Source organism: Variovorax sp. GW458-11-26-14-LB1 (assembly GCF_059423965.1).
Genome location: NZ_JBWKYW010000018.1, coordinates 27,348 through 50,982, shown reverse-complemented (window position 1 = coordinate 50,982; position 23,635 = coordinate 27,348). Strand labels below are relative to the sequence as shown.

26 protein-coding genes are annotated in these 23,635 nt (G+C 66.8%); 9 read left to right on the top strand and 17 right to left on the bottom strand.

Annotated elements, in window-relative coordinates; all coding sequences use genetic code 11:
- Positions 1-18: 18 nt before the first annotated feature.
- The 6 genes from cysW to AC07YS_RS14310 all read right to left on the bottom strand — a co-directional run bounded on the left by cysW (position 19) and on the right by AC07YS_RS14310 (position 5,110).
- Positions 19-921 carry a sulfate ABC transporter permease subunit CysW gene (gene cysW, locus AC07YS_RS14335; RefSeq protein ID WP_492727024.1) on the bottom strand — a complete coding sequence of 301 codons (903 nt, stop codon included), beginning with the start codon at positions 919-921 and terminating at the stop codon, positions 19-21.
- 1 nt (position 922) lies between these two features.
- On the bottom strand, positions 923-1,810 hold the full coding sequence (cysT, locus tag AC07YS_RS14330) for a sulfate ABC transporter permease subunit CysT (protein WP_495268268.1): 888 nt from the start codon (positions 1,808-1,810) through the stop codon (positions 923-925).
- A complete protein-coding gene (locus AC07YS_RS14325) occupies positions 1,811-2,827 on the bottom strand; it encodes a sulfate ABC transporter substrate-binding protein (RefSeq protein ID WP_062470072.1) in 1,017 nt (338 codons plus the stop codon).
- The gene (locus AC07YS_RS14320; protein WP_056580397.1) at positions 2,824-3,399 is read right to left on the bottom strand and encodes an RBBP9/YdeN family alpha/beta hydrolase; all 576 of its coding nucleotides are present in this window, start codon (positions 3,397-3,399) and stop codon (positions 2,824-2,826) included. The genes AC07YS_RS14325 and AC07YS_RS14320 overlap by 4 nt, the downstream gene beginning before the upstream one ends.
- A 22-nt stretch (positions 3,400-3,421) precedes the next feature.
- Positions 3,422-4,063, bottom strand: coding sequence for a peroxiredoxin (locus tag AC07YS_RS14315; RefSeq protein WP_062470070.1), 642 nt, complete (start codon positions 4,061-4,063; stop codon positions 3,422-3,424).
- A 78-nt stretch (positions 4,064-4,141) separates the two neighbouring features.
- A complete protein-coding gene (locus AC07YS_RS14310; protein WP_495268267.1) occupies positions 4,142-5,110 on the bottom strand; it encodes a LysR family transcriptional regulator in 969 nt (322 codons plus the stop codon).
- 135 nt (positions 5,111-5,245) lie between these two features.
- On the opposite strand from AC07YS_RS14310, the gene AC07YS_RS14305 reads away from it, so the two are divergent.
- Positions 5,246-5,893, top strand: coding sequence for an FMN-dependent NADH-azoreductase (locus AC07YS_RS14305; protein ID WP_487846851.1), 648 nt, complete (start codon positions 5,246-5,248; stop codon positions 5,891-5,893).
- Between the two features lie 164 nt (positions 5,894-6,057).
- Here the strand turns inward: AC07YS_RS14305 and AC07YS_RS14300 are convergent, their stop codons facing one another.
- Positions 6,058-7,011, bottom strand: a complete 954-nt coding sequence (locus AC07YS_RS14300; RefSeq protein WP_495268266.1) for a GlxA family transcriptional regulator — start codon at positions 7,009-7,011, stop codon at positions 6,058-6,060.
- A 222-nt stretch (positions 7,012-7,233) separates the two neighbouring features.
- Here AC07YS_RS14300 and AC07YS_RS14295 point away from each other — a divergent pair, with 222 nt between their 5' ends.
- Genes AC07YS_RS14295 through AC07YS_RS14285 form a run of 3 tightly spaced genes read left to right on the top strand, consistent with a single transcriptional unit; the run spans position 7,234 to position 9,153 of the window.
- The gene (locus AC07YS_RS14295; RefSeq protein WP_495268265.1) at positions 7,234-8,229 is read left to right on the top strand and encodes an SLAC1 anion channel family protein; all 996 of its coding nucleotides are present in this window, start codon (positions 7,234-7,236) and stop codon (positions 8,227-8,229) included.
- Between the two features lies 1 nt (position 8,230).
- On the top strand, positions 8,231-8,830 hold the full coding sequence (locus AC07YS_RS14290; protein ID WP_495268264.1) for a DUF3501 family protein: 600 nt from the start codon (positions 8,231-8,233) through the stop codon (positions 8,828-8,830).
- Complete coding sequence (locus tag AC07YS_RS14285) at positions 8,827-9,153, top strand: DMT family transporter (RefSeq protein WP_495268263.1); 327 nt, start codon at positions 8,827-8,829, stop codon at positions 9,151-9,153. Before AC07YS_RS14290 ends, AC07YS_RS14285 begins: the two co-directional genes overlap by 4 nt.
- A gap of 123 nt (positions 9,154-9,276) precedes the next feature.
- Here the strand turns inward: AC07YS_RS14285 and AC07YS_RS14280 are convergent, their stop codons facing one another.
- The 4 genes from AC07YS_RS14280 to AC07YS_RS14265 are packed head-to-tail and all read right to left on the bottom strand — an operon-like array spanning position 9,277 to position 12,204.
- The gene (locus tag AC07YS_RS14280) at positions 9,277-9,834 is read right to left on the bottom strand and encodes an NADPH-dependent FMN reductase (RefSeq protein WP_062470062.1); all 558 of its coding nucleotides are present in this window, start codon (positions 9,832-9,834) and stop codon (positions 9,277-9,279) included.
- Positions 9,835-9,882: 48 nt separating this feature from the next.
- Positions 9,883-10,617 carry an amino acid ABC transporter permease gene (locus tag AC07YS_RS14275; RefSeq protein ID WP_495268262.1) on the bottom strand — a complete coding sequence of 245 codons (735 nt, stop codon included), beginning with the start codon at positions 10,615-10,617 and terminating at the stop codon, positions 9,883-9,885.
- A complete protein-coding gene (locus AC07YS_RS14270; RefSeq protein ID WP_495268261.1) occupies positions 10,614-11,330 on the bottom strand; it encodes an amino acid ABC transporter permease in 717 nt (238 codons plus the stop codon). The genes AC07YS_RS14275 and AC07YS_RS14270 overlap by 4 nt, the downstream gene beginning before the upstream one ends.
- A 31-nt stretch (positions 11,331-11,361) precedes the next feature.
- Positions 11,362-12,204, bottom strand: a complete 843-nt coding sequence (locus AC07YS_RS14265) for a transporter substrate-binding domain-containing protein (RefSeq protein ID WP_492676912.1) — start codon at positions 12,202-12,204, stop codon at positions 11,362-11,364.
- A gap of 226 nt (positions 12,205-12,430) precedes the next feature.
- Here AC07YS_RS14265 and AC07YS_RS14260 point away from each other — a divergent pair, with 226 nt between their 5' ends.
- From AC07YS_RS14260 to AC07YS_RS14245, 4 genes are all read left to right on the top strand, one after another.
- On the top strand, positions 12,431-13,414 hold the full coding sequence (locus AC07YS_RS14260) for an aliphatic sulfonate ABC transporter substrate-binding protein (RefSeq protein ID WP_495268260.1): 984 nt from the start codon (positions 12,431-12,433) through the stop codon (positions 13,412-13,414).
- A 19-nt stretch (positions 13,415-13,433) separates the two neighbouring features.
- Positions 13,434-14,660, top strand: coding sequence for an N-methyl-L-tryptophan oxidase (solA, locus tag AC07YS_RS14255; RefSeq protein ID WP_495268259.1), 1,227 nt, complete (start codon positions 13,434-13,436; stop codon positions 14,658-14,660).
- A gap of 65 nt (positions 14,661-14,725) precedes the next feature.
- On the top strand, positions 14,726-15,658 hold the full coding sequence (panE, locus tag AC07YS_RS14250; protein WP_495268258.1) for a 2-dehydropantoate 2-reductase: 933 nt from the start codon (positions 14,726-14,728) through the stop codon (positions 15,656-15,658).
- 14 nt (positions 15,659-15,672) lie between these two features.
- Complete coding sequence (locus tag AC07YS_RS14245; protein ID WP_495268257.1) at positions 15,673-16,374, top strand: aspartate/glutamate racemase family protein; 702 nt, start codon at positions 15,673-15,675, stop codon at positions 16,372-16,374.
- 31 nt (positions 16,375-16,405) lie between these two features.
- Here AC07YS_RS14245 and AC07YS_RS14240 read toward each other — a convergent pair whose 3' ends face one another.
- Positions 16,406-17,767, bottom strand: a complete 1,362-nt coding sequence (locus AC07YS_RS14240) for an NAD(P)/FAD-dependent oxidoreductase (RefSeq protein ID WP_495268256.1) — start codon at positions 17,765-17,767, stop codon at positions 16,406-16,408.
- Positions 17,768-17,899: 132 nt separating this feature from the next.
- Between AC07YS_RS14240 and AC07YS_RS14235 the strand changes: the two genes are divergently transcribed.
- Positions 17,900-18,868: an alpha/beta hydrolase family protein gene (locus AC07YS_RS14235; protein WP_495268255.1), complete on the top strand. Its 969-nt coding sequence runs from the start codon at positions 17,900-17,902 to the stop codon at positions 18,866-18,868.
- A 6-nt stretch (positions 18,869-18,874) separates the two neighbouring features.
- On the opposite strand, the gene AC07YS_RS14230 is transcribed toward AC07YS_RS14235, so the two are convergent.
- The 5 genes from AC07YS_RS14230 to AC07YS_RS14210 all read right to left on the bottom strand — a co-directional run bounded on the left by AC07YS_RS14230 (position 18,875) and on the right by AC07YS_RS14210 (position 23,483).
- The gene (locus AC07YS_RS14230) at positions 18,875-20,713 is read right to left on the bottom strand and encodes a family 2A encapsulin nanocompartment cargo protein cysteine desulfurase (RefSeq protein WP_495268297.1); all 1,839 of its coding nucleotides are present in this window, start codon (positions 20,711-20,713) and stop codon (positions 18,875-18,877) included.
- A gap of 66 nt (positions 20,714-20,779) precedes the next feature.
- On the bottom strand, positions 20,780-21,712 hold the full coding sequence (locus tag AC07YS_RS14225; protein ID WP_042579703.1) for a family 2A encapsulin nanocompartment shell protein: 933 nt from the start codon (positions 21,710-21,712) through the stop codon (positions 20,780-20,782).
- Positions 21,713-21,776: 64 nt separating this feature from the next.
- Positions 21,777-22,046: a helix-turn-helix domain-containing protein gene (locus AC07YS_RS14220; RefSeq protein ID WP_062470032.1), complete on the bottom strand. Its 270-nt coding sequence runs from the start codon at positions 22,044-22,046 to the stop codon at positions 21,777-21,779.
- Complete coding sequence (epsC, locus tag AC07YS_RS14215) at positions 22,043-22,963, bottom strand: serine O-acetyltransferase EpsC (protein WP_070060834.1); 921 nt, start codon at positions 22,961-22,963, stop codon at positions 22,043-22,045. The genes AC07YS_RS14220 and epsC overlap by 4 nt, the downstream gene beginning before the upstream one ends.
- 37 nt (positions 22,964-23,000) lie before the next feature.
- A complete protein-coding gene (locus AC07YS_RS14210; protein WP_492697103.1) occupies positions 23,001-23,483 on the bottom strand; it encodes a rhodanese-like domain-containing protein in 483 nt (160 codons plus the stop codon).
- Positions 23,484-23,635: the final 152 nt, after the last annotated feature.

The following is a 23,635-nucleotide window of genomic DNA, read 5'->3' as shown; positions in this document are numbered from 1 at the left end:
TCTTGTTCTCTCGTCTTCTCAGGCCGCCGAAGGCTCGGGGGGACGCTCGGGCGGCAGCTCGGCGATGGCTTTCATTTCGCGCTCATGGCGCCACTCGATGACCGACTTGATCACCAGGGTGACCAGCGCCAGGATCGCCAGCAGCGAGGCCACCGCGAAGGCGGCCACCGACTGGTATTCGTTGTAGAGCACCTCGACGTGCAGCGGCATCGTGTTGGTCTGGCCGCGGATGTGGCCCGACACCACCGACACCGCGCCGAACTCGCCCATGGCGCGCGCGTTGCACAGGATCACGCCGTACAGCAGGCCCCACTTGATGTTGGGCAAGGTCACGCGCCGGAAGGTCTGCCAGCCGGTCGCGCCGAGCACGATGGCGGCCTGTTCCTCGTCGGTGCCCTGCGCCTGCATCAGCGGAATGAGTTCGCGCGCAATGAAGGGAAAGGTCACGAACACGGTGGCCAGCACGATGCCGGGCACGGCGAAGATGATCTTGATGTCGTGCTCCGCCAGCCACGGTCCGAACCAGCCCTGCGCGCCGAACACCAGCACGTAGATCAGGCCCGCCACCACCGGCGACACCGCGAACGGCAGGTCGATCAGCGTGGTGAGGAAGGCCTTGCCGCGGAACTCGAACTTGGCGATGGCCCACGCTGCGGCCACGCCGAAGACGAGGTTCATCGGCACCGCGATGGCCGCGGTGATCAGCGTGAGGCGGATGGCGCTCCACGCATCGGGTTCCTTCAGCGCCTCGAGGTAGACGTTCAGGCCCTTGCGCAGCGCCTCGACGGCCACGGCCGCCAGCGGCAGCACGAGGAACAGGAACATGAACGCCAGGGCGATGCCGATCAGCGTCCAGCGGACCCAGGCCGACTCGGTGGTGCCGGCCTGCGCGCGGCGGATGATTTTCGAAGGTGCGCTCATGTCAGGCTCCTGCGCGCTTGCGTTGCCATGCCTGCAGGCCGTTGATGACCAGCAGCAGGATGAATGACAGCACCAGCATCACCAGCGCAACCGCGGTGGCGCCCGTGTAGTCGTACTGCTCCAGCTTGCCGATGATGATGAGCGGCGTGATCTCGGAAATCATCGGCATGTTGCCGGCGATGAAGATCACGGAGCCGTACTCGCCGATGGCACGTGCGAAGGCCATGGCAAAGCCCGTGAGCAATGCCGGCGCAATTGCCGGAAAAATCACCTTGGTGAAGGTCTGCAGGCGCGTGGCGCCGAGCGAGGTCGCGGCTTCTTCGAGTTCTTTCTCGGTGTCTTCGAGCACCGGCTGCACCGTGCGCACCACGAACGGCAGCCCGATGAAGATCAGCGCAATCACGATGCCCGCCGGCGTGAACGCCAGCTTGATGCCGTGCGGCTCAAGCAGCTGACCGATCCAGCCGTTGCCTGCCAGCAGCGCCGTGAGCGAGATGCCGGCCACGGCCGTGGGCAGCGCGAACGGCAGGTCGACCAGCGCATCGACGATGCGCTTGCCCGGGAACTTGTAGCGCACCAGCACCCAGGCCACCAGCAGGCCGAACACCGCGTTCACCATCGCCGCGATCAGCGAGGCGCCGAAGGTCAGGCGGTACGAGGCCATCACGCGCGGCGCGGTCACCGACACCCAGAAGTGCTCCCAGGTCATCGTGAAGGTCTTGAAGACCAGCGCCGACAGCGGGATCAGCACGATCAGGCACAGATAGAAGATCGTGAAGCCGAGCGTGATGTGGAAACCGGGCAGCACGCGCTTGGCGCCCCCTGCCCGGTTGGCACGTGAAAAAGGCGCTCCCGCTGCCGGGAGCGCCGAAGAAGCAGCGCCGCTCATTTACTTCGCGCCGGGCGTGTAGAGCTTGTCGAACTGGCCGCCGTCATTGAAGTGCACCTTCTGCGCTTCGCTCAGGCTGCCGAACAGTTCCTGCACCGTGAACAGCTGCAGCGGCTTGAAGGTCGAGGCGTACTTCTTGAGCACGGTCTGCGAACGCGGGCGCAGCGCATGCTTGGCGGCGATTTCCTGCGCTTCTTCGGAGTACAGCCAGTCGAGGTAGGCCTTGGCCAGCTCGCCCGTGCCCTTCTTCTTGACGGTGCGCTCGACGATGGCGACCGGGTTCTCGGCCACGATGGAGATCGACGGGTAGACCGAGTCGACCTTGCCGGTGCCGAATTCGCGGTCGATCGAGACCACTTCGGATTCGAAGGTGATCAGCGCGTCGCCGATGTTGCGTTGCAGGAAGGCGGTGGTCGCGTCGCGGCCGCCGCGTGCCAGCACCGGCACGTTCTTGAACAGCTTGCCGACGAACTCGGCAGCCTGGGCGTCGGTGCCGCCCTTCTTCTTGATGTAGCCCCAGGCGGCCAGGTAGGCATAGCGACCGTTGCCGCCGGTCTTGGGGTTGACGATCACGACCTGCACGCCGGGCTTGACCAGGTCGTCCCAGTCCTTGATGCCCTTGGGGTTGCCGTTGCGCACCAGCAGCAGCATGGTGGACGTGGTGGGCGATGCGTTCTCGGGGAACTTCTTGTTCCAGTCCTTGGCGACCACGCCGGCGTTGGCCAGGAAGTCGATGTCGGTCGAGGTGTTCATGGTGACCACGTCGGCGTCGAGGCCGTCGGCCACTGCACGCGCCTGGGCGCTGGAGCCGCCGTGCGACTGGTCGATCTTGACGTCCTTGCCCGTGGCCTTCTTGTAGTTCGCCACGAAGGCCGCGTTGTAGTCCTTGTAGAACTCGCGCGCCACGTCGTACGAGGCGTTCAGCAGCCCGGTGCCTTGTGCGAAGGCGGTGCTGCCAGCGAGTGCGGAGGACGCCAGCGCGAGCACGGCGACGAAGGTCTTGATTCTGGAAGTCATGTGGTTGCCAGGTTTTCTGAAAATTCACGTCCCGCCGACCAGGCGGCGGGTTCGTCGGTCAACGATTGCAGCAGGGCCAGGCCGAGCGGCCAGTCTCCGTGCCCCGAATCGATGTTGATGTGCCCCGCATTCTGCATGCGCACGAACTCGCTGCCCCAGGCGCGCGAATAGGCGCCCGCCAGGCGGATCGGGCAATAGGGATCGTTGCTGCTCGCCACCACGATGCTGCGGTACGGCAGCGCCGCGTAGGGCACGGGGGCGAAGTCGGACAGCACCGCGCGGCGCTCGGGGTCGGCCGGCGCCACCAGCAGCGCGCCCTGGATGCGGGCGGCGGCCTCGGGCGGCAGGTGCGCCGTGGCGATGCAGCCCAGGCTGTGCGCCGCGATGACCACGGGGCCTTCGCTTTCGAGCACCAGCTTGGCCAGTGCGGGCACCCAGGCGTCGCGCTTGGGCGAGGCCCAGTCGTCCTGCGCCACCCGCGCCGCGCCCGGAATGCGTTCTTCCCACAGGCTCTGCCAATGGCCGGGCCCGGAGTCGCGCCAACCGGGCACGATGACGACACGAGTCTGCATGACGGCGCGGTCCTGCGGCTTCTTACTTGTTGGGCTGCGGCGTGATGCGCAGGTAAGGCTTGACCGCCTTGAAGCCCTTGGGGAAGCGCTCGGCCAGCTCGGCCGGGTCCTGGATGCTCGGCACGATGACGACGTCGTCGCCGTCCTTCCAGTTCACGGGCGTGGCGACCTTGTGGCTGTCGGTGAGCTGCAGCGAGTCGATGACGCGCAGGATCTCGTCGAAGTTGCGGCCGGTCGACGCCGGGTAGGTGATGGTGGTGCGGATGACCTTCTTGGGATCGATGATGTAGACGCTGCGCACCGTGGCCGTGGTCGAGGCGTTCGGGTGGATCAGGTCGTACAGGTCGGCCACCTTGCGGTCGGCGTCCGCAATGATCGGGAAGTTGACGGTGGTGTTCTGCGTCTCGTTGATGTCGCCGATCCACTCCTTGTGCTTGGTGGCCGGGTCGACGCTCAGCGCGATGGGCTTGACGCCGCGCTTGGCGAACTCGCCCGACAGCGCCGCCGTCTTGCCGAGTTCGGTGGTGCACACGGGCGTGAAATCGGCCGGGTGCGAGAAGAACACGATCCACGAATCGCCGGCCCACTGGTAGAAGTCGATCGGGCCTTCGCTGGAGTCCTGGGTGAAATTGGGGGCGGTGTCGCCGAGTCGCAGGGTTGCCATGGTCGCTCCAAGGAGGGGGTGAAGCCCTGGATTGTGCGAACCGCTGCTTCAATGGCAAACGAATATCTACTTGTTTGGTTATGGCGTTTTTCGCATATCGGGGTGTAAATCGCAGGGTTTCCCGTCCGGTCTCAGCAAAGGCGCGCCCTCGACGCCCTGCAGGTGTTCGAACAGGAAATCGATCAATCGCCGCACCGCCGGCACTAGCGCCCGCCGCGGCGGGAACACAATGTGCGCGACGGCCTCCTCCGGGCCCCAGTCGCCCAGCAGCCTCACCAGCCGGCCCGCCTCGATGTCGGCGGCGCACATGTAGCCCGGCAGCAGCGTGGCGCCGATGCCTGCGATGGCGGCGAGCTGCAGCGTCGCGATGTCGTCCGCCACGTAGCGCGGCGTGTGGACATGCACGTGGCTCGCGCCGTTCGGCCCCTTGAGCCGCCATTCGCTGCGGCCTTCGCCGTTGACCGACATCGCCATGGTGTCCAGCCGCGCAAGGTCGGCCAGCGTTGCCACCGGCCCCTGCCGCTGCATCACCGCCGGACTGGCCACCAGCACCCCGCGGCCGGTGCCCAGGATCTTCGCCACCAGCGTGGCGCTTTCCTCCACGACGGGCCGCACCCGCAATGCGATGTCGAAGCCTTCCTCGATCAGGTCCACCGGACGGTTGATGACGCGCACGTCGACCCGCACCGCCGGATAGCGCTCCATGAACATCGGCAGCAGCTGCGCAACCCCGCTGTACGCCATCGTGATGGGAACGCTCAGCCGCACCAGCCCGCTCGGCTCGTTCTGCACCTGCGCCACCGATTCGGCTGCGGCCTGCGCCGCATCGCGCATCGCGGCTGCATGCCGCAGGTAGATCTCGCCGGCCGGCGTGAGCGACAGGCGCCGCGTGCTGCGCTGCATCAGCTGCACGCCCAGCCGTTCCTCGAGTTCGGCCACGCGGCGCGACAGCCGCGATTTGGGAATGCCCAGCGCCCGGCTGGCGGCGGCAAAGCCGCCCCGCTCGGCCACCTCGGCGAAGAACACCATGTCGTTGAGGTCTTGCATGGCTTTATTGTCCTACCAACAGAACGATCTGATCAAATTTTGGCCACTTATCAGTCACTCACATCAAAAATAGAATTCTCCCAACGCCGGCCACTTCTCAGCGCCGACACCTTGCACAGAAAGTGATTGACTGACATGAAGCTGCTCCACATCGACTCCAGCATCCTCGCCGCCGGCTCCACCTCGCGCCAGCTGACCGCCGAAACCGTCGCCGCCTGGCGCGCCGCCCACCCCGACACCCAGGTCGAGTACCTGGACCTCGCCGTGGACGCGCCCTCGCACTTCGGCGTCGACGCCCTCGGCATCAAGACCGGCGTGCAGGCCCAACCGACCGAAGCGCAACTGCGCGAGAACGCCCTGTCGGAAAAGCTGGTGAGCCAGTTCCTGGCCGCCGACGTCGTGGTGCTCGGCGCCCCGCTGTACAACTTCACCATCCCGACCCAGCTCAAGGCCTGGATCGACCGCCTCGCGCAAGCCGGCCGCACCTTCAAGTACACCGAGAAGGGCCCCGTCGGCCTGGCCGGTGGCAAGACCGTGATCGTGGCATCGAGCCGCGGCGGCATCTACTCCACCTCCGAAGGCGGCCAGGCGGCCGAGCACCAGGAGAGCTACCTGAAGGTGATCTTCGGCTTCTTCGGCATCACCGACGTGCGCTTCGTGCGCGCCGAAGGCATCGCGATGGGTGACGCGCCCAAGGCCGCCGCACTGGCCGCCGCCCGCGCCGACATCCTCGTGGCCACGACCGAAGCTGCGAACCAGACGACCGTCGCGCAAGCGGCCTGAAGCTTCCGCGGCCGGAACGGACTTGTCTGGCTGATGCAAAAGCCAACGGAACCAGTCGCTTAAGAAGCTGGATGTCATTGCCGCTTGGTTGAGCCTATGCAGCGTAGAGCTGTCTGGGCCAATCGAGCGTTCACTGTGCGCTACCTTCTGCAGACCCAAGAGCTTCAGCTGGAGAATCTTTTGCGGTAGTCCGCAGGTCCGACCCCGAGCCGCCGGTGAAACGCCCGGCGAAGACCGTCCCCATTGGCATAGCCGACTTCGTCGGCCAAACCCTTCAACGAAACGTTTGACTCCTCGATGCGCCTGCGCGCTGCGTCGATTCGCACGCTCTCGACATAGTCTGCAGGCGTCATGCCAGCCTCAAGTCGAAAAATCCGCGCAAAGTTCCGCTTACTCATCTTTGCTTGCAGGGCGAGCGCAGGCACGCTGAGGTCGGCCCGGAGGTTGCCCAGGACAAAGTCTTGAATCTCACGAATTGCGGAACGCTCGGCGGTCTGGGCCGCGAGGTGCGCACTGAACTGGGACTGGCCCCCGGGGCGCTTCAGAAACATCACCATCTCGCGAGCCACGCGAAGTGCCAGATCGCGCCCATGATCTTCCTCGACCAGAGCGAGCGCGAGATCCATTCCAGCAGATACGCCCGCCGACGTGTAGAGATTCCCATCTCTCACGAATATTGCGTCAGCGTCAACGTCTGTAGTTGGATAGTCCGCGGCAAGTCGGTCTGCTGCATTCCAGTGCGTGGCCACCTTCTTTCCGCTCAGAAGACCGGCTGCTGCCAACACAAAGGCGCCGCTGCAAACCGACCCGATGCGTCGCACCCTCCCACATTGCTGCCGAAGCCACGTCTTGAGCGCTTCGTTGCCCGTCACGCTGTGCACATCTGGACTGCCCGCAACCAGCAACGTGTCGATCGCACCTCGATGGCTGGCAATCGTGGCATCGATCATCAGACGCAGCCCGCTGCTGCTCTTGAGTGCCCCTTCATCTGGGGCGATGACTTGCACGCGGTACGCGCGCGGATCTCCCAGCTGCCTCGAAGCCTCGGCAAAGATGTCAGCCGGGCCGACAACATCAAGCAGCTGAACACGTGGGAAAGCAAGGATGGCGATACGCATCGGGGTGGCTCCGTCATGCACGCCATGGGCGCGCCGTGCCGGAAGTTTGGCGGGATCTCACGGGATTGGCAATTCAAGCCACGGGGTTTGACCATGCTGTAACGAGGTCGGCTGTATCTGCTTGAACATTGGCAGAAAAGAACGGAGGACTGCAGCCCGCGCCCTCGCCTGTTGGCGGAAACTTTCGCACATGGCATTTTCCGCCAACATACGGAGCAACAAATGACCGCCGATCTCCTCTCTGCTGAACAGCAGTCCCGCCCTGCAGTAACTGGTTCCATCCGAAATCTTCCTGTCAACCTTTTCGGAGCTGTCATGGGCCTCTCAGGCCTTGCACTGGGTTGGCGCCTGGCCACCCGGTCTCTTGGCTTTGGCCCGCAAGTCGCGGATGCCCTGAGCATCTTTTCCAGCCTCGTTTTTCTGGCCATCACGGTCGCGTATCTTTTCAAGCTGGTGAAGCATCCCGACGCTGTCCTGGCCGAGTTCCGCCACCCCATCGCTGGCAACTTCTTCGGAACAATCACCATCTCGCTGTTGCTGCAGTCGGCCGTACTGGGCCACTACTTCGGGCAGGTGGGACTGGTGTTGTGGATCGTTGGCACCGTCACGACACTCCTGGTGAGCTACGTCGTCGTTTCCCGGCTGCTATCCGGCGGGGGTGACCCCTCGCACGCCGTGCCTGCCTGGTTGATTCCCGGTGTTGCCGCGCTGGACATTGCCGTGACCTTCGCCTACACCGATCTACCGGGCTCCGCCGAGACTTTGCGTGTCGCTGCCGGCATTGGCACGGCCCTCGCCTTGGTGATGTTCACGATGATCGTTGTGAGACTCGTGCAGCGAGAGCCGCTCGCTGCGGCCATGACGCCTTCTCTGATGATTCTCGTGGCTCCGTTTGAGGTTGGCTTCCTCGCCTACACCAATCTCACAGGCGAAGTCGACGCCTTCGCCGCAATGCTCTTTTATTTCGGCCTCTTCCTGTTCCTGGTTCTGGCTCCCAAAGTGTTTCGGCCGGGCATTGCGTTCGGTCCCGCTTGGTGGGCCATCAGCTTCCCCCTTGCCGCGCTCGTCAACGCTGCACTCAAATATGCGTCCGTGCAGTCATCACAGCCCCTGACGTGGCTTGCCTGGGGCTTGCTGATTCTGCTCACCGCGGCTCTGTCGCTACTGACTGTGCGGACCTTCCGTATCGTCTTGAACGGCAAGCTCCTTGCGAACTGAAGTGACCGAAACTCAGCGCTCACCGAGAGGGTCACAGCCCCTGCCACGAAGGCAGTTTGAGCAGGCACGCAGTACGCACAGCCAACGGCTTCTTGATCTCCGAGCCGCTCACAGCTTGCCGACAAGGCCTCCATACGCCGTCAGCTTCGAAACCAAGGAGTCGCTTTGGCTGCAGGGCCAGGAAGCCTTGCATGCACAAGGACTCCGAGAAGAAGCGATTGGGAATGAAATCAGCAACTACGTTGCGATGGCTCCTGCACGCAACGAACTGATGGCGCGCATCACATTCGATCCCACGACTGGTCAACAAGAAGTTTCCTCAGCTTCTCGACGTGCCCAACAAACCGATGCCGAGCAGGCAGCGGATCTGGTTTTCTGTGGGCATGCTGTAAGAGGCCAACTCAGTAAACGCGCGTTTGAGCACGGCACAGCATCTGAGCTCGTCCTGTATGTCGGATTTCACTTGACGGACCAACAGGCCGCTCACTTCTGCCTGTTCAGCAGCAAGGTGTCCTTTCACGTTGGTCGCTCAAAGCATCGTGTTGCTTCTGTGCCTTTGATCTTGCGCATGCGACTCGCAGCCGAATGGGCCCAATCATGAATGCGATGACCGCATGGGTAGCGCTTTTTTCTGCTGGGGGACTCGAAATCCTATTTGCCGTCGGGCTGAAATCGGCCACAAGATTCGACCGCCCTTGGGTGTTGGCAGGCACGATCGCTTCGCTTCTCGGCAGCCTGTCACTGCTCACCTTCTCGCTGAGGCATTTGCCAGTCGGTTCTGCCTACGCCGTGTGGACAGGCATCGGTGCGGTCGGAACAGCGATTGTGGGCATGGTTCTCTTGGGAGAGTCGGCTTCGGCACTCCGGCTGCTTTGCATTGGACTCATTGTCATGGGCGTGGTCGGGCTTAAATCGCTCCACTAGCGGTCCCGAAGAAACCCCTCGTTCTGAGGGGCGAGGAATCTTGTGCAACAGCTAGATGGCTCCGACACCGGAACGAAAAAACCGCCCCGTGGGGCGGTTTTTTCATGGGCGATTGCCTTGCGTTCAGGCTGCCGAATGGGCCTTGACCCAGGCGACGTACTTGTCCATCCAGCCCTGCAGGAACTTCTGCGTGCCTTCGTTGCCGATGTGGCCCTTGTCGTCGAACAGGCCTTCCTTGGCCTGCAGGAACACCTCGGGGCCGCCCATCGTGGGCGCGTCGAGATACGCCAGGATGTTGCGCAGGTGCTGCTGCGCCAGCGCGGTGCCGATGGCGCCCACCGAGATGCCGAGCACGCCGGTCGGCTTGCCGGCCCACACGCTCTGACCGTAGGGGCGCGAAGCGTGGTCGATGGCATTCTTCAGGACGCCGGGGATCGAGCGGTTGTATTCGGGCGTGACGAACAGCACGCCCTGAGCCGCCGCGACTTCGCTCTTGAGGCGCTTCACCTGCGCGGCCTGGTTGCCGTCGTCGTCCTGGTTGTACAGCGGCAGGTCGTCGATGCGCAGGGTCTCGAACGTGAAGTCCGACGGCGCGAGATGCGCCAGCGCCAGGGCCAGCTTGTGGTTGAACGAATCCTTGCGCAGGCTGCCGACGATGACGGCGATCCGGGTCTGTGCCATGGGTGGAACTCCTTGAAATGGAAAAGGCTGTCGGAATGACCGGGACGATTATGCGAAGCGCTCAAGACCTTTTCCAGAAAAGTTCATGACAACCGGCGCAGCCGCCTGCGCGCGGCGCACGACCCCGTGGGCCAGCCGGTCCAGCCCGGTGCACAGCAGCCAGTAGATCGCGCCCACCAGCACGAAGATCTCCGCCGGATAGACCATGGTGCGCGCGTTCACCTGCGAAGCCACGAACGACAGCTCGCCCACGCCCACCACGTACGCCAGCGAGCTGTCCTTCACGAGCGTGACCCACTGGTTGACGAACGACGGCAGCATCATCCGCAGCGCCTGCGGCAGCACGACGTGGCGCAGCGTGCCCCAGCGCGTGAGCCCGAGCGACAGCCCCGCCGCCCACTGCCCCGCACCGATGCCGCGGATGCCCGCATGCACCGCGTGCGCCAGGTAGGCGCCGCCCACCAGCGACAGCGCGCACATCACCGACAGCACGCCCGGCACGCTCACGCCCAGCGCGAACGGCAGCAGGAAGTAGGTCCAGAAGATCAGCATCAGCACCGGGATCGCGCGCAGGAAGGCCAGGCCCAGCGTCAGCACGCGCTTCAGCGGCCCCCGCGCCATGGCCAGCCCGATGCCCCACGCCAAGCCGAGTAGCGCCGACGCGATGCCCGAGCCGGCGCTGAGCAGCACCGTGAGCGCCGCACCGCCCAGCTCGCCCTGCGGAAAGGCGCCCCATAGCAGGTACGGCAGGCTGTCCCACAGCATGTGCAGCGCGTCGCTCATGCCGTCACCCTCCCCGGCAGCTGCGATTGCCGACGCGCAGCCCACGCCGCCAGCAGCTCGATCGCGCCGATGGTCACGACGTAGAGCAACGTCGCCACGCCGAAGGCCTGGAAGGTCTTGAAGGTTTCCGCCTCGACCTGGCGCGAGGCGTACGACAACTCGACCAGCCCCACGGCCATCGCGAGCGAGGTGTTCTTGACGATGTTCATGTACTGCCCCAGCAGCGGCGGCAACGCGATGCGCAGCGCCTGCGGCAGCACCACCTGCGCCAGCACCTGCGCGCGCGTGAAGCCCAGCGCCTGCGCCGCCAGCGTCTGCCCCTCGGGCACGCCGCGGATGCCCGAGCGGATGTCCTCACCCACGTAGGCGGCCGCATACAGCGTGAGGCCGAGCAACGCCGACAGAAGCTCGAAGGAAATGAAGCGCCCCGCCAGGAGCCCTTCGCGCAGCGCCTCGGGCAGCAGGCTGGGCGCGCCGAAGTACCAGAAGAAGAGCTGCACCAGCAGCGGCGTGTTGCGAAACAGCGAGACGTACGCGCCGCTCACACGCAGCCACGCGGGCCGGCTCGACGAGCGCCCCGCCGCCACGACGACACCCAGCAGCGTGGCGCCCGCCGCCACCAGCAGCGAGGCGCCCACGGTCACGAGCCAGCCGTCGAGCAGCCAGCCGAGGTAATGGGGCGCGAGCAGGTGCTCGCGCAGGAAATCGCTCAAGGCCGCATCGATCCGGTCGCTGCGTGCCCCATCAATTGGCAGCCACGCGCTGGTCGCCGATCTTCAGCAGGCGCGGCAGCGGCGCCTTGCTGTTCGGGCCGAACCAGGTGTCGTAGATCGCCACGGCGCGGCCGTTCTTCTCGCTGTCGACCAGCCAGGCGTTGAGCGTCTCGAGCAGGCGCGTCTCGCCCTTGGCCACGGCCGCGCCGAGGTATTCCTTCGACACCGTGATCGCCGGGATCTCGTACTTCTCCTTGTCGGGAATCGCGTTCCACTGCGCCGTGAGCTTCACGCCGTCGTTGGTGATGGCCTGCACGTTGCCGTTGCGCAGCGCGGCCAGCGCAAAGGGCGAATCGTCGTAGAGCACGACCTTGGCGTCGGGGTAGTTCTTGCGCAGGTTCGACTCCATGGTCGTGCCCTTCTCGGTGCCGATGCGGATGTCCTTGATCTGCGCCGCCTCCTTCAGCACGCCCTTCTTCGCCAGGAACTGCTGGCCGACCAGGAAGTACGGCGTGGTGAAGTCCACCGCCTTGGCACGCTCGTCGGTGATGGTGAAGCTGGCGAACACCACGTCGGCCTTGCCCGAGGTGAGCAGCGGGATGCGGTTGGCCGGGTTGGTCGGCACCAGCTCGATCTTCACGCCCAGGCTCTTCGCGAACTCGGTCGCCAGGTCGATGTCGTGGCCCACCTGCTTCTTGCTGGCCGGATCGATGTAGCCGAAGGGCGGGTTGCCGTCGAACGCGGCCACGCGCAGCACGCCGGCCTTGCGGATGTCGTCGAGCTTGTCGGCCCAGGCGATGTTGCCCAGGGTGGTGAGAGCGCCGATTGCCAGGGCCAGGCTGGTCACGGTGAAAGAGTGGGTGTTGCGGGTCATGCCTGCGCTTCGCGGGAAGTGGAAAAAGAGAGCGCGACTCTAGGCAGCGCTGCGTGCGGCGCCAACGAAGCAATTTCCGCTTGCATATGCAGCGATGAGTTGCGCATGAACAAATGACAAAAGCTTCGTGGCGCACGAAGGCGTCGATCCCTAGAGTGGCCAGCCTCTGCCTTCCGACTGACTGCTTTTTTCTTCTTCGGCCGCGCGACGCGGCCCCGCTCTTCCCATGCACTTCCCACGCTCTTCCTCGCCCGCCGTCTCCCGGCGCCTTCTGCTTCGCGCCGGCATCGGTGCCGCCGCCGTGGCCGCGTCGGCTCCGCTGTTCGCCCAGACGCGCGCCCGCACGCTGCGCATCGGCTACCAGAAGTTCAACACGCTCAACATCCTCAAGGGCACGGGCCAGCTCGAGAAGGCGCTCGCACCGGCCGGCGTGAGCGTCGAGTGGCGCGAGTTCCTCGGCGGCAGCCAGCTGTCGGAAGCGCTGGCGGCCGGTGCCATCGACTTCGGCCATGCCTCCGACGGCATCGGCGTGTTCCAGCAAGCCAGCGGCAAGGGCCTGGTCTACCTCGCGGCCGAAAGCCCCTACCCCGGCGGCGTCGGCTTCCTGGTGCCGCGCGACTCGCCGATCCGCAACGTGCGCGACCTCAGGGGCAAGAAGGTCGTCACCGGCCGCGGCTACAACACGCAGTACGTGCTGATCCGCGCGCTCGAAGCGGCCGGCCTGCGCTACGAAGACATCGAGCCGGTCTACATCGTCACGGCCTCCGACACCGTGGCCGCCTACCAATCGGGCAGCGTCGCGGCCATCGGCCTGTGGGACCCGTTCCTGGCCGGCGCGCAGGTGGCGACCGAGTCGCGCCTGCTGTTCGACGGCACCGGCCTGAGCGGCAACCGCACCTACCACTTCGCGCAGCCCGCCTTCGCGCGCGCCAACACCGACACGCTGCGCACCGTGTTTGCCGAGCTGCGCAAGGCCAACGACTGGGCCCAGGCCCACCCCGGCGAGGTGGTGGCCACGCTCGCGCCGCAGCTGAAGGTCGAGCCCAAGGTGCTGGCGTTGGCGACCGAACGGCGGCACTATGGCGTCGTGGCGCTCACGCCCGCCATCGCCCGTGAACAGCAGGGCCTGGCCGACGTGTTCGCGCAGCTGAAGCTCATTCCCCAGCCCATCGCGGTGAAGGATGCGTTTCTCGACCTGAACCTTGTGTGACGACGAAACCTCTCGCCCCGTGACCCGTTCTCCTACTCATTACGACGCGATCGTCATCGGCCTGGGCGCCCTCGGCGCGGCCACCCTCTACCAGCTCTCGCAACGCGGCGCGCGCGTGCTCGGCATCGACCAGTTCGCACCGCCGCACGACCGCGGCTCCTCGCACGGCGATTCGCGCATCACGCGGCTGGCCGTCGGCGAAGGCGACGAGTACGTGCCGCTGGTGCACCGCTCGCACGCCATCTGGCGCGAGCTCGAGGCGCGCACCGGCCGACCGCTGATGACCACCACCGGTGGCCTCATCCTCGCGCCGCGCGACCGCGTGGCCGAACACCACGGCAAGTCCGACTTCGTGCGCCGCACCATCGCCTGCGCCGAGCGCTTCGGCATCGCGCACGAGGTGCTCGACGCCGCCGGCATCCGCGCGCGCTACCCGCAGTTTCACCTGCAGGGCGACGAGATCGGCTACCTCGAGCGCGACGCCGGCTTCGTGCGCCCCGAAGACGCCATCGCCGCCCAGCTCGCCGTGGCCCGCGCCGACGGCGCACAGACCCGCACCGGCGAGCGCGTGCTGGGCGTCGAGCCCGTGGGCAACGGCGACACCGTGCGCGTGCGCACCGAAACCGCGAGCTTCACCGCCGACCAGGTCGTGGTCGCGGCCGGCGCCTGGCTGCCCGAATTCCTTGGCCGGCAGGCGCGCACCGACTGGCAGGCCCACTTCTCGGTGCACCGCCAGGTGATGCACTGGTTCGACACCGGCCCCGCCGCCGCGGCCGACTTCGCGCCCGGACGCTTTCCCATCTTCATCTGGATGTTCGGCGACGCGCAGGAAGACTACATGTACGGTTTTCCGGCCTCCGACGCGTCGCAGCCCGCGCTGAAGGTCGCCACCGAGCAGTACGTCGACGCCACCACGCCCGACGCGCTCGACCGCGAGGTGAGCGCCGAAGAAAGCGCCGCCATGTACCGCCACCGCGTGGCCGGGCGCTTTCCGCAGATCGCGGGGCACGCGCTCAAGGCCCGCGCCTGCATGTACACCGTCACGCCCGACCGCCGCTTCGTGATCGACGCGCTCGACGGCCTGCCGAACGTGCTGATCGTCTCGGCCTGCTCGGGCCACGGCTTCAAGCACTCGGCCGGGCTGGGCGACGCCATCGCCGACCGCGTGCTGGGGCGCGAAAGCGCGCACGGCCTCGACCTGCGGCCCTTTGCCCGCGAGCGGCTGGCGACCTCGCAACACCCCTGAGGCGCCCGCGCGCGATCCGGGGCATCATCGCTTCCGATCTTCAGTTTCTTCGGAGGCAGCGCGCGATGCGATTCCTGATGGTGGGTGCGGGAGCACTCGGTGGTTACTTCGGCGCACGCCTGCTCGCGGCAGGCCGCGATGTGACCTTTCTACTGCGTCCCGGCCGCGCGGCCCAGCTGGCCACGACCGGACTCGTGGTGCGCAGCCCCTTCGGCGACCTCGACCTGCCCACGCCGAAGCATGTGCTGGCCGAGCAGATCGGCGGCCCGTACGACGTGGTCGTGGTCGGCTGCAAGGCCTACGACCTCGACGCCACCATGGATTCGTTCGCGCCCGCCGTCGGACCCGACACCGTCATCTTTCCGCTGCTCAACGGCCTGGGCCACATCGACCGGCTGGTCGCGCGCTTCGGCGAGGCGCGCGTGCTCGGCGGCCTGTGCATGATCTCCGCCACGCTCGACGACGAGGGCCGCGTGCAGCACCTGAACGACATGCACAGCCTGAGCTACGGCGAACGCGCCGGTGGCCGCTCGCCGCGCATCGACGCCATCGCGGCCCAGTTCGCCGGCGCGAACTTCACGGCCACCGCGAGCGAGACCATCGCGCAGGACATGTGGGAGAAGTGGGTCTTCATCGCCTCGGCCGCGGGCCTCACGAGCCTGATGCACGCCTCCATCGGCGACATCGTGGCGGCAGGCGGCGAAGACGTGGCGCTCGCGATCTTCGACGAGTGCTGCGCCATCGCCGCCCACAACGGCTTTGCCCCTCGGCCCGGCGCCCTCACGCGCGGCCGCGCGGTGGTCACGACCGCCGGCTCGCCCATGACCGCATCCATGTACAAGGACATGGCCCGCGGCGCGCGCGTCGAGGCCGACCACATCCTGGGCGACCTGCTGGCCCGCGCGCCGCGCAGCGCATCGGCCACGCCGTCGGTGCTGCGCACGGCCTACGTGCACCTGAAGGCCTACGAGTTCCGGCGCGCCCGCGAGGCCGGTTGAACGGCAGCCACGTCATGGCCGACACGCTCGCCTTCCTCCATACCGCACAGGTGCATGTGCAGACCTTCGGCAGCCTGGCCCGCGAGATCGCGCCCGAGCTGCGCGTGCAGCACCTGGTGATGGAAGAGCTGCTCGCCGATGCGCGCACGCTGGGCGTCGACCACGCCGGCCTGGTGGCGCGCGTCCACGAGGCCATGCGCGACGCCGCCTCGGACGGCGCCTCCGTCGTCGTGTGCACCTGCTCGACCATCGGCGGCATCGCCGAAAAGACCGCCACCGGCGGCGCCTTTGCGGCCCTGCGCATCGACCGCGCCATGGCCGACCGCGCCGTGCGCAACGGCCCGCGCGTGCTGATCGTCGGTGCCGTCGAAAGCACCATCGACCCGACCCTGTCGCTCGTGCTTTCCGCCGCGCGGCAGGCCGGCGTCGGCATCCGCGCCAGCACGCTGCTGGTCGAGGATGCCTGGGTGCATTTCCAGTCGGGCGACATCGCGCGCTACATCGCCACGCTGGCTGAATCGATCCGCGCCGCAGCCGACGGCACCGACGTGATCGTGCTGGCGCAGGCGTCGATGGCGCCGGTGACGGGGTTGCTGGCGGATTTGGGTGTCGAGGTACTCAGCAGCCCGCAACTGGGGGTGGCGCACGCGGTGGCGACGTTGCGCGCATCGAACACCGCGTGGGCATCCGCCGGTACCGGCCTGACGGGCTGGTAGCCCCGCGACGCGAACCCGCATCTCGGCGCTCCTAGTCCGACTTGAGGATCGTCTCCCCCTTCAACGCCCCCATGTCGCGGATGTTGAAGCGGTGGCGCTTCCAGCCCGCCCAGGTGCGGCGGAAGTTGGCGAGGGAGATGCCGTAGTACAGCACCTTGAACATGCGCAGCGCGCCCCACATCGGCGTGCCCTTGTAGATGTCGCCGGCCAGCAGCGACATCAGCGCTTCCTTCACCCGGAACGGGTTGCCGGGGTACATGAACATGTCGCGGATGGTCGGGTTGGTCACGCGGTAGATGAACCACGAGTACTCGCGCGGGCCCTTGCGCATCATGGCCTCGAAGCCTTCGCGGGCGCGGGCCAGCTCTGTCGGCTGGTCGAGTGCGGTGGCCACCAGCTCGGCGCCGTCAAAGGCGCTGTGCATCGCCAGGTACACGCCCGAGGAGAACATCGGGTCGATGAAGGTGAAGGCGTCGCCCAGCAGCAGGTAGTTGTCGCCCGTGGCGTGCGTGCTCGAGTACGAGAAATTGCCCGTGGCGTGCACCGCGTCGTCGACCAGCGTGGCGTTGTTCAGGCGGTCGGCCAGCACCGGGCACAGGGCGATGGTGTCGTAGAAGAATTCCTTCAGCGATTTTTCGCGCGTCTTCAGGTAGTAGGGCCAGCACACCGCGCCCACGCTGGTCGTGCCGTCGGCCAGCGGAATGAACCAGAACCAGCCGTGCGGAAACCAGCAGATGCTGATGTTGCCTTCCTTCTTGCCCTCGAGCCGCTCGGCATTCGTGAAGTGGCCGAACAGCGCGGTGCTGTTGTGGTCGGGGTTCTTCTGCTTGCAGCGGAATTTGTTGGCCAGCAGCGTGTCGCGGCCCGTGGCGTCGACCACGAAGCGCGCGCGCCAGCTGCGTTTGGCGCCGTCGTCCATCACGGCCTGCACGGTGGCGCCGTCGGCGTCGAAGGCCACGTCGCGCACCTTGCAGCCTTCGAAGGCCTGGGCGCCGCGCGTGGCGGCGTTGCGGAACAGCAGCTCGTCGAGCTCGGAGCGGCGCACCTGCCAGGCGGAGTCGAGCGACTTGTCCCAGCCTTCGGCGAACTCCACGTAGCTGCGGTGCTCATGTTCGGGCGAGACGAACTCGATGCCAAACTTCGGCATGCCGATCTTCTCGACCTGGTCGCGCACGCCGAGCCTGTCGAACAGCTCGACGTTCGCGGGCAGCAGCGATTCGCCGATGTGAAAACGCGGGTGGTGTTCTTTCTCGACCAGCACCACCCTGCGCCCCTGCTGCGCCAGCAGCGCCGCGACGGTCGAACCCGCGGGGCCGCCGCCGATCACGAACACATCGCAGGAATCGCTGGCAGAAGAAGGAGCACCGGAAGAAGAAACCTGAGGCTGGGACATGCGAAGACAAGCAGCGTGATGGACAGCGACAGAGCATAGCGCGCCCGCATCGCACGACGCAAAACGGGCTGGCGGCACGGGGCCGGAGGCGGCACACTGGCGACCCGTTCAGCCCCCTACCCCTTGCGCGCCATGACCCTGCATCGCCTTGCCCTGCTCGCCGCCCTCTGTGTGTCTGCCGCATGGAGCCATGCGGCGGGGTTCAGCTTCATCGAGGTGCCGGCCGACAAGGACGGGCCGGCCTTGCGTGGCGCGATGTGGACGCCTTGCGAGGCGGCGCCCGGCGAGATCGCGTTCGGCCTGATCGCCATCTCGGCCAGCAAGGACTGCCCCATCGCCGGCACAGGGCTGCCGCTGGTGCTGATGTCACACGGCTCGGGCGGCTCGTTCCTCGGACACCACGACACGGCGGCAGCGCTGGCCCACGCGGGCTTCGTGGTCGCCGCCATCAACCATCCGAACGACAACTTCCAGGACATGGAACGCCGGGGCCATCTCTCGACATTTGCCGCGCGGCCCGTCGATATGCGCCGGCTGGCGGATCACATGCTCAAGACGTGGTCCGGCCATACAAAAATCGCCGCCGACCAGGTCGGCTTCTTCGGCTTCTCGCGCGGCGGCTACACCGGCCTCGTGGCAACGGGCGCGGTGCCCGACTTCAAGCTGGGCCTGCGCTTTTGCACGCCGGCGTCGAAGATTCCGTTCTGCGGCCAGATCCAGCGCCAGGAACTGCCAGCGCCGCCGGTGCGCGATGCGCGCATCAAGGCGGCGGTGATCGTCGACCCGTTGAGCTTTTTCGATGCCGAGGGGCTGAAGCAGGTCACAGTGCCCGTCCAGCTCTGGGCCTCCGCGCGCGGCGGCGACGGGGTGACGTTGGACGACGTCGAAGCAGTTCGCCGCAACCTGCCTTCAGCGCCGGACTGGTACGTGCCCGCGAACACCGCACACTTCGCCTTCCTGGCACCCTGCGCGCCGGCCATGGCCAAGGCCTTGCCGGAGATCTGCAGCGATGCCGGTGGCTTCGACCGCGTCGCCTTCCACGCCGACTTCAATGCCAAGGTGCTCGCCTTCTTCAGGCAGCACCTGGCATCGAAGCCCTGACCCGGCTCAGCGCGTGCGCCGCTGGCCGGCGAGCCGCCGCACCACCGTCACCAGCCGGTCGATCTCGTCGAAGGTGTTGTAGAACGCCAGCGACGGTCGCACCGTGGTCTCGACGCCGAAGCGCCGCAGGATCGGCTGCGCGCAGTGGTGCCCCGTGCGCACCGCGATGCCCTCGTCGTTGAGCGCATGGCCCACCTCCTCGGTGGTGTAGCCGTCGAGCACGAAGGACATCACGCTCGCCTTGTCGGCCGCCGTGCCGATCAGCCGCACGCCGGGAATCGCGCCCAGTTGCGCCATGCCGTACACCAGCAGGTCGTGCTCGTAGCGCGCGATGTTCTCGATGCCGACCTTGTTCACGTAGTCGATGGCCGCGCCCAGGCCCACGGCATCGGCGATGTTGCCCGTGCCGGCCTCGAACTTGTTCGGGATCGGCTGGAACACGGTCTTCTCGAAGGTCACGTCGGCAATCATGTTGCCGCCGCCCTGCCACGGGGGCATGTCCTCGAGCACCTCGCGCTTGCCCCAGACCACGCCGATGCCGGTCGGGCCGAACACCTTGTGGCCGGAGAACACGAAGAAGTCGGCGCCGAGGTCCTGCACGTCCACGCGCATGTGCGAGACCGACTGCGCGCCATCGACCAGCGCCTTGGCGCCTGCGCGGTGCGCCAGCTCGACGATCTCCTTCACCGGCACCACGGTGCCCAGTGCGTTCGAGACCTGCGTGACCGCGACGATCTTCGTGCGGTCGTTCAAGAGCTTGCGGTATTCGTCGAGCAGCACCTGGCCCGAGTCGTCCACCGGGATCACGCGCAGCTTGGCGCCCTTGGCGGCGGCGAGCTGCTGCCACGGCACGATGTTGGCGTGGTGCTCGAGGTTCGACACGATGATCTCGTCGCCCTCGCCCACGTGCTGGCCACCCCAGCTCTTGGCCACGAGGTTGATCGCCTCGGTGGTGCCGCGCACGAAGATCACCTCTTCGACTTCCGGCGCATTGATGAACTTGCGCACGCGTTCCCGCGCGCCTTCGTAGGCATCGGTGGCGCGCGCGGCGAGTTCATGCGCCGCGCGATGGATGTTCGAGTTCTCGTGCTCGTAGAAGTACGCGATGCGATCGATGACCGACTGCGGCTTGTGCGTGGTGGCGGCGTTGTCGAACCACACGAGCTGCTTGCCGTTCACGCGCTCCTGCAGGATCGGAAAGTCGCGCCGCACGGCGTGCACATCGAACGGCGGATGCTGGCCGCTGCCGGCGAGCGGCACCGCGTCGGGACCGCGCGGATCGGGCTTGGCCAGTGTGACGAAGCCGTTGGGCAGACGCACTGCATCGACGAAGTAGAACTGCGCGTCGCGTCCGGCCGGCGCCGAAGGTGGGCTCGGTGGCAATGCGGGCTGCGCCGTCGGCGCGGCAAGGCCCGCGAACGGATCGTGGATCGCAAAGCCATCGCTGGCGGTGCCCGCCGTCGGATGCCCGTAGCTGTTGTTCAGGAAGTAGAACGGCGATGCGGAGGCCGCCTGCGGCGACGCGGGCGCCCCCACCTGCTGCGGCACGCCCTGCACCACGCCGCCCGAGCGCGGCTCGAAGGCCGGCGCCACCGACAGCACCGTGTCCGGCACGCCGTTGCCCGCCACCGCATGCGGCAGCAAGGCCGGCGCGCGGTTCGCGAGCGACGGCAGCTGCGTGGGCGATGCCGGCAGCACATTGGCGCCCGGAATCTGCCCCTGCGGGATCGGCGTGCCCGGCACGCTCGGCCCGAAGCCGGCGGGGCTCACCAGCGGCGAGCCCGGCGGTGCGACGTTGGCGGGAAACTGCGCGCCCGGCGGCGCGGAGAACATGGCGCTGGCCATGCGCGCGAGAACGGCCGGATCGAACGGCGCCTCGCCCGGGAACGTGGGTGTGCTGCTCACCGCGGCTTACTTGTAGGTGTCGGGATAGTCGTGGTACTTGCCGATCTCGACGTCGTCGAGCACGGCCAGCGCGTCGGTGGTCAGCACCGCGAGCGAGCAGTACAGCGAGATCAGGTACGACGCGATCGCGTGGTTGTTGATGCCCATGAAGCGCACCGACAACCCTGGGCTCTGTTCGCCCGACAGGCCCGGCTGGAACAGGCCCACCACGCCCTGGCGCTTGTCGCCCACGCGCAGCAGCAGGATCTTGCTCTTGCCGTCGGCCACCGGCACCTTGTTCGACGGAATCAGCGGAATGCCGCGCCAGGTGATGAACTGCGAACCGAACAGGCTCACCGTGGGCGGCGGCGTGCCGCGGCGCGTGGCTTCACGACCGAAGGCGGCAATGGCCAGCGGGTGCGTGAGGAAGAACGCGGGCTCCTTCCACACCTTGGTCAGCAGCTCGTCCAGGTCGTCGGGCGTGGGCGCGCCGGTCAGCGGGAAGATGCGCTGCTCTTCGCTCACCTGGGCCAGCAGGCCGTAGTCGGGGTTGTTGATGAGCTCGCTCTCCTGGTTCTCCTTGATCGTCTCGATCGTCAGGCGCAGCTGCTCCTTGATCTGATCGTGCGGGCTGCTGTACAGGTCGGAGATGCGGGTGTGCACGTCGAGCACGGTGCTCACGGCATTGAGGTAGTGCTCGCGCGGGTTCTCTTCGTAGTCGACGAAGGTGCGCGGCAGCTGGTTCTCTTCTTCGCGCGAGGTGCAGGTGACCTTGATCGACTCGGGGTTCTTGACCTTGTTGACGCGGTAGATGCCCGCCTCCACCGGCACCCACTGCAGCAGGTGCGTCAGCCAGCGCGGGCTGATGGTCTCCAGTTGGGGAACGGTCTTGGTGGCGTTGGCTAGCTGGCGGGCGGCGTTGTCGCCAAGGGCGGTGGTACCACCGACTGTTGCACTCATGGATCAAGGCTCCGTGGGTTGAGGAAAAAGTGATCGCCAGTGTCTGGCGACCACGGGTTTCCCCTCAACAGGCTATAGCCGCCAAGTTGATCCGCCGTGCAAGGCGCGACTGCTCCAGTTGCTCGCAACGCGCGAGCAGGTTGACGATGTTGATGCCCAGCGCGGTGGCCAGCTTCTGCGCCGTGACGATCGACGGGATCACGCGCCCGCGCTCGATCTCGCCCACGTACGAGCGGTTCAGATCGGAACGCTCGGCCAGCTCTTCCTGCGACCAGCCCTGCCCTTCGCGCAGCTGGCGCACGGTGACGCCGAAGTCTTCGACAAAGGCTTTCATACGCCGCCCGCCTTCGGTGCGCTGTTGTTCTGCAGGCTGGCCTGCGTGACGCTGGCACCGGGCTTCACGTCGTCGGTGATCCACACGTTGCCGCCGATGACCGCACCCTTGCCGAGCGTGACGCGGCCCAGGATGGTGGCGCCCGCGTAGATGACCACGTCGTCCTCCACCACCGGATGCCGTGGCAGGCCCTTCTGCAGGTTGCCTTCGGCGTCGGTGGGGAAGCGCTTGGCGCCGAGCGTGACGGCCTGGTACAGCCGCACGCGCTTGCCGATGACGGCCGTCTCACCGATCACGACGCCGGTGCCATGGTCCATGAAGAAGCCTGCGTCGATGGTCGCGCCCGGGTGGATGTCGATGCCGGTCTGCGCGTGCGCGAGCTCGGCGACGATGCGCGCGAGCAGCGGCAGGCCGAGCTCGTAGAGCCGGTGCGCGAGGCGGTGATGGATCATCGCGAGCACGCCCGGATAGCACAGCAGCACCTCGTCGACGCTGCGCGCCGCCGGGTCGCCCTGGTAGGCCGCGAGCACGTCGCTGTCGAGCAGTCGGCGCAGGCCCGGCAGCGCGTTCGCGAACTGGCGCACAGCCTCGGTGGCTGCAGCATCGATCTCGCTCGCGGGGCGCGGCGCCAGCCGTGCGTTGAAGTTCAGCTCGAGCCGGGCCTGCACCAGCAGCGCCTGCAAGGCGGCGTCGAGCGTGTGGCCCACGTAGAAATCCTCGCTCTCGTGGCGCAGATCCGGTGGGCCCAGCCGCATCGGAAAGAGCGCGCCCTTGAGCGATTCGACGATCTGCGCCAGCGCATCACGCGACGGAAACTCGCGCGCCCCGGGCTCGCGCGAACGGCGCTGCGAATCACGCCACTCGTCGCGCACCTCGTGCAGGGCGCGCACGATGTCACTCACTTCGAATTGAGCCATGTGTGTTTTCCTCCCGTGTGTTTCTATCGGTGTGGGTTCAGTCCTGCACCCACGGCAGGCCATGGAAACGCCAGCCGTCGGACCCGCCGCGATGCTGCTGCACATCGATCTCGCCCTCGAAGCCTTCGAGCACGTTGAACACCTGCGTGAAGCCGGCCTTGGCCGCGGCTTCGGCCGCCAGCGCGGAGCGCTTGCCGCTGCGGCACAGCAGCAGCACCACGGCCTCCTTGCCGCCGTCCTTGGCCAGCTTGGCCTCGAGCTCGCGCACGAAGCGCGGGTTGCGGGTGAGCGCGGTGCCCGTGGCCCAGGCCACGTGCAGGCTGTCGGGCACGTGGCCGACGAACTTGCGCTCTTCGCCGGAGCGCACGTCCACGAGCAGGGCGTGGCCGTCCTGCACCAGCTGCCAGGCCACGGGGGGCGTCACGCCGCCAGCGTAGGGCCAGTTCTTTTCGATGGCTTGCGCACGCGCCTGTTCGAGGGCGGGCGGCAAGGCGATGACATCTTCAACTTCCACGGACATGCGGTTCGGCTCCTGTTGTACGTTGGTCATTCCATCTTCCTTGATGGCGATAACCACCACTGTAGGAGTGCGAAGGCCAAGGTCAAACGACTCAAAAGTCGATTCTTAACAACCTTGTGATCTATGGGGTGCTGGGTCTGGGTGCTTCAGGG